Annotated in this window: 7 protein-coding genes and 2 pseudogenes; 6 read left to right on the top strand and 3 right to left on the bottom strand. The window is 73.9% G+C overall.

Annotation, left to right across the window (positions count from 1 at the left end; all coding sequences use genetic code 11):
- Together G6R25_RS25545 and G6R25_RS21140 are read right to left on the bottom strand one after the other, a co-directional pair.
- Positions 1–262, bottom strand: a 262-nt coding sequence (locus G6R25_RS25545; RefSeq protein WP_205447311.1) for a toll/interleukin-1 receptor domain-containing protein, incomplete at its 3' end; no start/stop codon positions are given.
- A gap of 25 nt (positions 263–287) precedes the next feature.
- Positions 288–839 (bottom strand): pyridoxamine 5'-phosphate oxidase family protein, encoded by a 552-nt coding sequence (locus tag G6R25_RS21140; protein WP_163554311.1) that lies wholly within the window; start codon positions 837–839, stop codon positions 288–290.
- Here G6R25_RS21140 and G6R25_RS29910 point away from each other — a divergent pair.
- The 6 genes and pseudogenes from G6R25_RS29910 to G6R25_RS21120 all read left to right on the top strand — a co-directional run.
- Positions 765–986: pseudogene (locus G6R25_RS29910) on the top strand (hypothetical protein); the annotation flags it as partial. The gene G6R25_RS21140 and the pseudogene G6R25_RS29910 overlap by 75 nt on opposite strands.
- 382 nt (positions 987–1,368) lie before the next feature.
- A pseudogene (locus G6R25_RS32020) lies at positions 1,369–1,542 on the top strand (hypothetical protein); the annotation flags it as partial.
- Between the two features lie 156 nt (positions 1,543–1,698).
- Complete coding sequence (locus G6R25_RS32015; protein ID WP_473246923.1) at positions 1,699–2,007, top strand: WYL domain-containing protein; 309 nt, start codon at positions 1,699–1,701, stop codon at positions 2,005–2,007.
- 140 nt (positions 2,008–2,147) lie between these two features.
- Positions 2,148–2,597, top strand: coding sequence for a DUF456 domain-containing protein (locus tag G6R25_RS21130; protein ID WP_163554312.1), 450 nt, complete (start codon positions 2,148–2,150; stop codon positions 2,595–2,597).
- Between the two features lie 230 nt (positions 2,598–2,827).
- Positions 2,828–3,979, top strand: a complete 1,152-nt coding sequence (locus tag G6R25_RS21125) for an amidinotransferase (protein WP_163554310.1) — start codon at positions 2,828–2,830, stop codon at positions 3,977–3,979.
- A 331-nt stretch (positions 3,980–4,310) separates the two neighbouring features.
- Positions 4,311–4,544, top strand: coding sequence for a hypothetical protein (locus tag G6R25_RS21120; RefSeq protein ID WP_163554308.1), 234 nt, complete (start codon positions 4,311–4,313; stop codon positions 4,542–4,544).
- Between the two features lie 239 nt (positions 4,545–4,783).
- On the opposite strand, the gene G6R25_RS21115 is transcribed toward G6R25_RS21120, so the two are convergent.
- On the bottom strand, positions 4,784–5,209 hold a 426-nt coding region (locus tag G6R25_RS21115), incomplete at its 5' end, for a hypothetical protein (RefSeq protein WP_205447310.1).

Genomic DNA, 5,209 nt, shown 5'->3' with positions numbered 1-5,209 from the left:
GGGCGAGACCGTCATGCATGCGCGTCACGAAGTTGGTGCCGGCGACGAGGTCCCAGTCCTGAATGAGGACCCGGAACGGACGGCCCAACGGATCTGCCAGCTCTTCGAGCTGCCAAGCAACCCACGTCGCCCAGTCAGCGTCGTCAGGGTGTAGCTGATGAAGAAGTCGTAGGGCCGTTCCTGCGCCACCCCGTCTGGCATTGACCGAGCATGCCACAGCCGGACTCGCACCGGTCGGGGCATCCGCGGCATTCTCCCGCATCCGTGCTCTGACGAGAATTACCGCATCAGGCGTTTGCTTCGGTCCAGGTTTCGCGGATGTCGGCGGCGCTGTTGCCGCGGCGCTGGGTGCGGATGGCGGGGTAGCCGGGGCGCCAGCTGGCGAGGACGATCTCCTCGGCGGGTTCGTCGACGGTGGTGCGGACGATTTCGGTGAGCCCGACGCAGAACAGGTCGAACAGCTCGGGGGGCTGGACCTCCTCGGCGAACAGGGCGAGGGTCCGCGGGTCGTCGACCCAGCGGGCGAGGCCGGCGATGCGGACGTCGCCGCCGGCGATGTCGGTGCCCGGCCCGGGGTTGGCGGACAGTGCGAAGCGGGGGTCGCGGGACTTGCGGGCGTCGGGCATGCTGCCGAGCCACAGCTCGCCGGAGCGGAACGTGACCTCGATGCCGCTGGTGCGCGGGGAGCCGTCGGCGCGGATCGTGGCCAGGATGTGATGGCGGAACGCCTCGAACCGGGTGCGTACGGTGTCGGCGAGGGCGGGGTGGGCGGTTTCGAAGTCGCGCCAGGAGGCCGTGGAGGTCGTCACCCGGCCATCCTGTGCCGGAAACCCTGCCATCCTCCGTCATGGTTTCCGGCCTGGCATCGCGGGGTGCGATCGAGCCGGTTGACCGCGTTGCTGCTGCACCTGCAGGCCGTGCGGCGGGCGACGGCGGCGGAGCTGGCCGCCGAGCTGGAGGTGTCCGCCCGCACGGTGCACCGCGACATCGCCGCGTTGCAGGACGCCGGGGTGCCGCTGTGGACCGAGCCGGGCCGGGCCGGCGGGGTGCGGCTGGACGGCTGGCGCACCAGCCTCGACGGGCTCACCGGCGACGAGGCGGCGGCGCTGCTGCTGCTCGGCGCGGGGCCCGAGGTGCTCGGCGGGCTGGGGCTCGCCTCGGTCGCCGCGGCCGCGCGCACCAAGGTGCTCGCCACGCTGCCGCCGCGGCCCCGCGTCCGGACGGGGCAGGTCCGCCAGCGGTTCCTGCTCGACGCGCCCGGGTGGTTCCACCGCGCGGAGGCCGTGCCGCATCTGGCCACACTCGCCGAGGCGGTGTGGGCCGGCCGCCGCGTCGACCTGCGCTACGTTCGCCCCGGCGACGGCGACGGTGCGGCCACCGCCGGTTCGGCCGACCGGGGCAAGGTGGCGGGCCGGGGCGAGGAGGCCGATCGGGGCCGGGAGTCGGTGCGGGGCGTGGCGCGGCGGGTCGATCCGTTCGGGCTGGTCTGCAAGGCGGGGACCTGGTACCTGGTACCTGGTGGCCCGGCACCGGGGCGATGTTCGCAGCTACCGGGTCGGGCGGATTACCCAGGCCGGCGTGCGGGCGGAGACGTTCGACCGGCTGGACGACTTCGATCTCGCCGCCTGGTGGCGGGCGGGCGGCGAGGAGTTCGCCCGCTCCCTGCTGCGCTGGACCTGCCGGCTTCGGCTGTCCCCGGTGGCGCTGCACGGCCTGCGGCACGCGGTTGACCCGTTCGCCGCCCGCGACGCCCTCGCGGGCGCATCGCCGCCGGACGGCGCCGGCTGGCGGGTGGTGGAGCTGGTCACCGAGGGTCCGGAGGTCGCGCTGGCCCAGCTGCTGGCGCTCAGCGACGGGGTCGAGGTGCTGGCGCCCGAGGAGCTGCGCGCCGCCCTCGCCGAGACCGCGCGACGCCTCGCCGCACGTAATGCTCCGACCGCGGATGGTGGCATTCCGGGGCGGTCGGCGGAGGCGGGTGGTCGGCTGGGGGCCGTCGGTGGGCGTTGAGGTGAAGATGACGGGAACGGCATGGTCGCACGTTTGTCAGCCGGGCCTGGGGACATCCCGGGACCGGTACCTTCTCCGAAAGGTATTTCGAGGGAGGACGCGCCATAAGTACCGGTGAGCTGCTCGGCGTCGCCCTGGTGATGGCCGTGGGCCTGGTCGGGATCGTCCTGCCGGTGTTGCCGGGCCTGGTGCTCGTCTGGGGCGCGGGGCTGTGGTGGGTGATCGCCGACGGCGGCGGGGTGGGCCGCTGGATCGTGCTGGCCCTGATGACGGCGTTGTTCGTGATCGGTGCGTTGACGAAGTACGTGCTGCCCGCGCGGGCCACCGCCGGGCGCGGGGTGCCTTGGCAGAGCCTGGTTGTCGGCGTCGTCTGTGCGGTCGTCGGTTTCTTCGTCCTGCCGGTCGTCGGTCTGCTGATCGGTGGGGTTTTCGGTATCTACGTGGCGGAGCTGATCCGGCTCGGCGACTTTCGCACCGCGGGCGGCACGACCTGGGCGGCGATCGTCGCGTTCGGCATCGGCGTGCTCGTCGAACTCGTGGCGGGCGTCGCCATGGCGGCCGTCTGGGCCGTCGGCGAGCTCGTCCTCTGACTCCGCCGCCGCCGGTGATGGCGGCGGCGGTCAAGTCAATTTCTTCGCGCATTTCGTAGAAGGAATATTCTTTTCTGCGGCGACGGGTTGGACTATCGATTGACCGACTTTCGCCACGGCGACGTGGTGGGCCGGTGGGCGTCGTTGTTCCGTGGGCCGACGCCAATTGCATAATGTCTCAATGAAGTGTGGGTCTCAATGAAGTGTGGCCGTGCGCGGTGAGCAGGCCGATGGTGCTGATCCAGAATCCGACCGTCGTGCAACCGGTGGAGACGTCGGTGTTCCGGTCAGGCCGGCCAGCCTACGATCCGGTCCGGGCCGCGGCGGAGTCCGCCGCCGTGCGGGCGGCACTGACCGACCTCGGGGTCGACCCCCGTGCGCCGTCGGAGATCCTTGCCGCCCTGCCCAGGGAGGTCCTGCTCGAACTGGCCGCCCGCGCCGTCAGCGCCGCCGACGACGCCCGGCTGTCCGCGGCCCGCGATGTGATGCGCGACTGGTCCGTCCCGGCGCTCGCCCCGGTCGTGCTGCGCCAGCCGCGGCTGCTGCTCGAACCCGGCGCGGGCGGCGGCGTCATCGGCCCCGACCAGGCGGACGAGAGCTACGCCCTGCGCCCACTCGCCGGCCTGATGTTCCCCCGCGATCACTACGTCGACCTCGGCGGGGCAGTCGCCGTCGGCCGGCTGCGCCGCCGCGCGCGGGAGACGGTCGTGATGGCCGCGGTCCTGCGCGGGCTGCGGGGACGGTCCGCGGAGGTGCGGGTGCCCGAACCGCTGTTTCTGTCCGGCGGCGACCTCGTCACCTGCGACGGCGTCGCCGTGCTCGGCACCGGCGCGCGGACCAGCCCGGCGGTGTGGGGACTGCTGCGCCCGCACCTGCTCGCCGCGTTCGGTCGGGTCGTGCGGGTCCGCGACGAGCTGCGCCGCCCCGGCGAACCGCACCTGGACCACTGGCTGGGACTCGGCCCGGGGATCGCCCTCGTCGCCGCGGACCGGTTGGACGCGCCCGCTGTCGTCGAGGGCCACGGCGCGGCCAGCCGGGAGACGACCCTCGTCGACGCGCTGCGCACCATCGAACTGGCCGTCTGTCCGCTGGCGCCGGAGATGGTCGCCGCGTTCGCCGCGGGGGTGTTCTTCCTGCCCGGTGCACGCTGCGGGGGCTGGGCGGCGGGCGGTGACGAGCCGGCGGCGCTGGTGTCGACGGCCAGCGCGTCGTGGACCGAGCCGGTGCTGTCCCGGTTCGGCGTCTACACCGTCGCCGTCCCGTTCGACGAGCACCACAAGCAACTCGGCAGCCTGCACCGCGCGCTCAACACCGTCCCCGGAGTGCTCGGGGAAGATCCCGGCCGGGCGATCAGCGGATGGCGTCAGAACTCCGTCGGGTGAACCGGCGCGGCAGTCGGCCGAGCAGCCGGGCACGCCGAGTTCCGGCGGGCTCGCCGACGACGCCCGGTGTATGCGGCGTGGCCACCGAGCCCCCGTCGGTGGCAGCCCGCGCCTGGAGCCTGGCGCGGATCTCGTCGGGGGGAGTAGGAGCTGCGCTGGCGCTGGTCGCGGGCGACCAGGACGCTGGTCGCGGCCACCCCGGCGAGGCCGGCGACCCCGAGCAGCTTCCCCCACCTGCCGCGACGCCTCCCTCCGGGCTGACGCGTCCCTCCCTGCCGATGCACCTCGCCAGGCTACGGTGCGCCGGCCCGGGTGGGGCATGCTTACTGGCATGCCCGATTCGCGGATCGGCCTGACCGACGCCCTGGAACTGGCCCGCACCGGTGACGAGGCGATGGGTCTGCTACCGCCGGGCCGGACGCCGAACTGGTACGACCCGGGCTGCTTCTGGAGCGGGGACGCGCTGGACCTGCTCGCCGGCTTCGCCCTCGCCGCCCTCGCCGCCCTCGCCGCCCTCGCCGGCGAGATCGCCGTGGACCTCACCGACGCCACCGGAACCTCCTGAGGCGCCCAGCATCCCCGGCTGGGACCCAGGACAGGGGCCGGTTGCGGTGCGTTTTGCACGGTCTGAGCCCCAGGATCGTGCGCATCGCACCGCAACCCGCTTCCCGTGCACCGCAACCGGCCGTTACCGGTGAAGGTTCGTTGTCCGAGGTGCGACGGTGGCATCCAGGTCGGCCCGAACTCCGGCGGGGTGAACCTTGGGCGGCCAGAGCCGGAATGGCAGCCGCTGGAACGGTGGTCTCAGCGGCGGGTCGCGGTGCGGCGGCGGTGGCGGCGGCGGGCCGCCTCGGCAGCGGCGCGGCCCATGGCGCGGCGGGTCTCGACGACGGTGGCCCGCACTCGGGCGATGTCGCGGGCCGCGGTGCGGCCGGGTGGTGTGCCGCGCGCGTCGAGCTCGCGGGTCAGTGCACGCAACGCCGGCCGGCAAGCGAGCAGGGCCGCGACGGCGTCGTACCGGTGCGGCGGCCGGGCGTCCTGGCCGGGCGGGCGGTGCCGGCGCCGGCGCCTTCGGCGGGTCAGCGTCCGGTGCGCCCGCAACGGCGGGGCAACCTGGGCGAGCTGATCGAGGGCGGCCTCCAGCCGGGCGTCGGCATCGGCGAGGGCGGTCCGCATGACCTCGGATGTCACCCTGGCCGGGCGGGGCCTTGTCGTGGCCGACGCCGACGT

It is taken from the genome of Candidatus Frankia alpina (assembly GCF_902806485.1).
Taxonomy (GTDB): domain Bacteria; phylum Actinomycetota; class Actinomycetes; order Frankiales; family Frankiaceae; genus Frankia; species Frankia alpina.
The sequence above is the reverse complement of the archived record's forward strand: the minus strand, read 5'-3'. Positions and strand labels throughout refer to the sequence as shown.

Coding starts and splice junctions, on each gene's coding strand:
- G6R25_RS21140 (WP_163554311.1), bottom strand. CDS start 839: ATGGCAGGGTTTCCGGCACAGGATGGCCGGGTGACGACCTCCACGGCC.
- G6R25_RS21130 (WP_163554312.1), top strand. CDS start 2,148: ATGGCCGTGGGCCTGGTCGGGATCGTCCTGCCGGTGTTGCCGGGCCTG.
- G6R25_RS21125 (WP_163554310.1), top strand. CDS start 2,828: ATGGTGCTGATCCAGAATCCGACCGTCGTGCAACCGGTGGAGACGTCG.
- G6R25_RS21120 (WP_163554308.1), top strand. CDS start 4,311: ATGCCCGATTCGCGGATCGGCCTGACCGACGCCCTGGAACTGGCCCGC.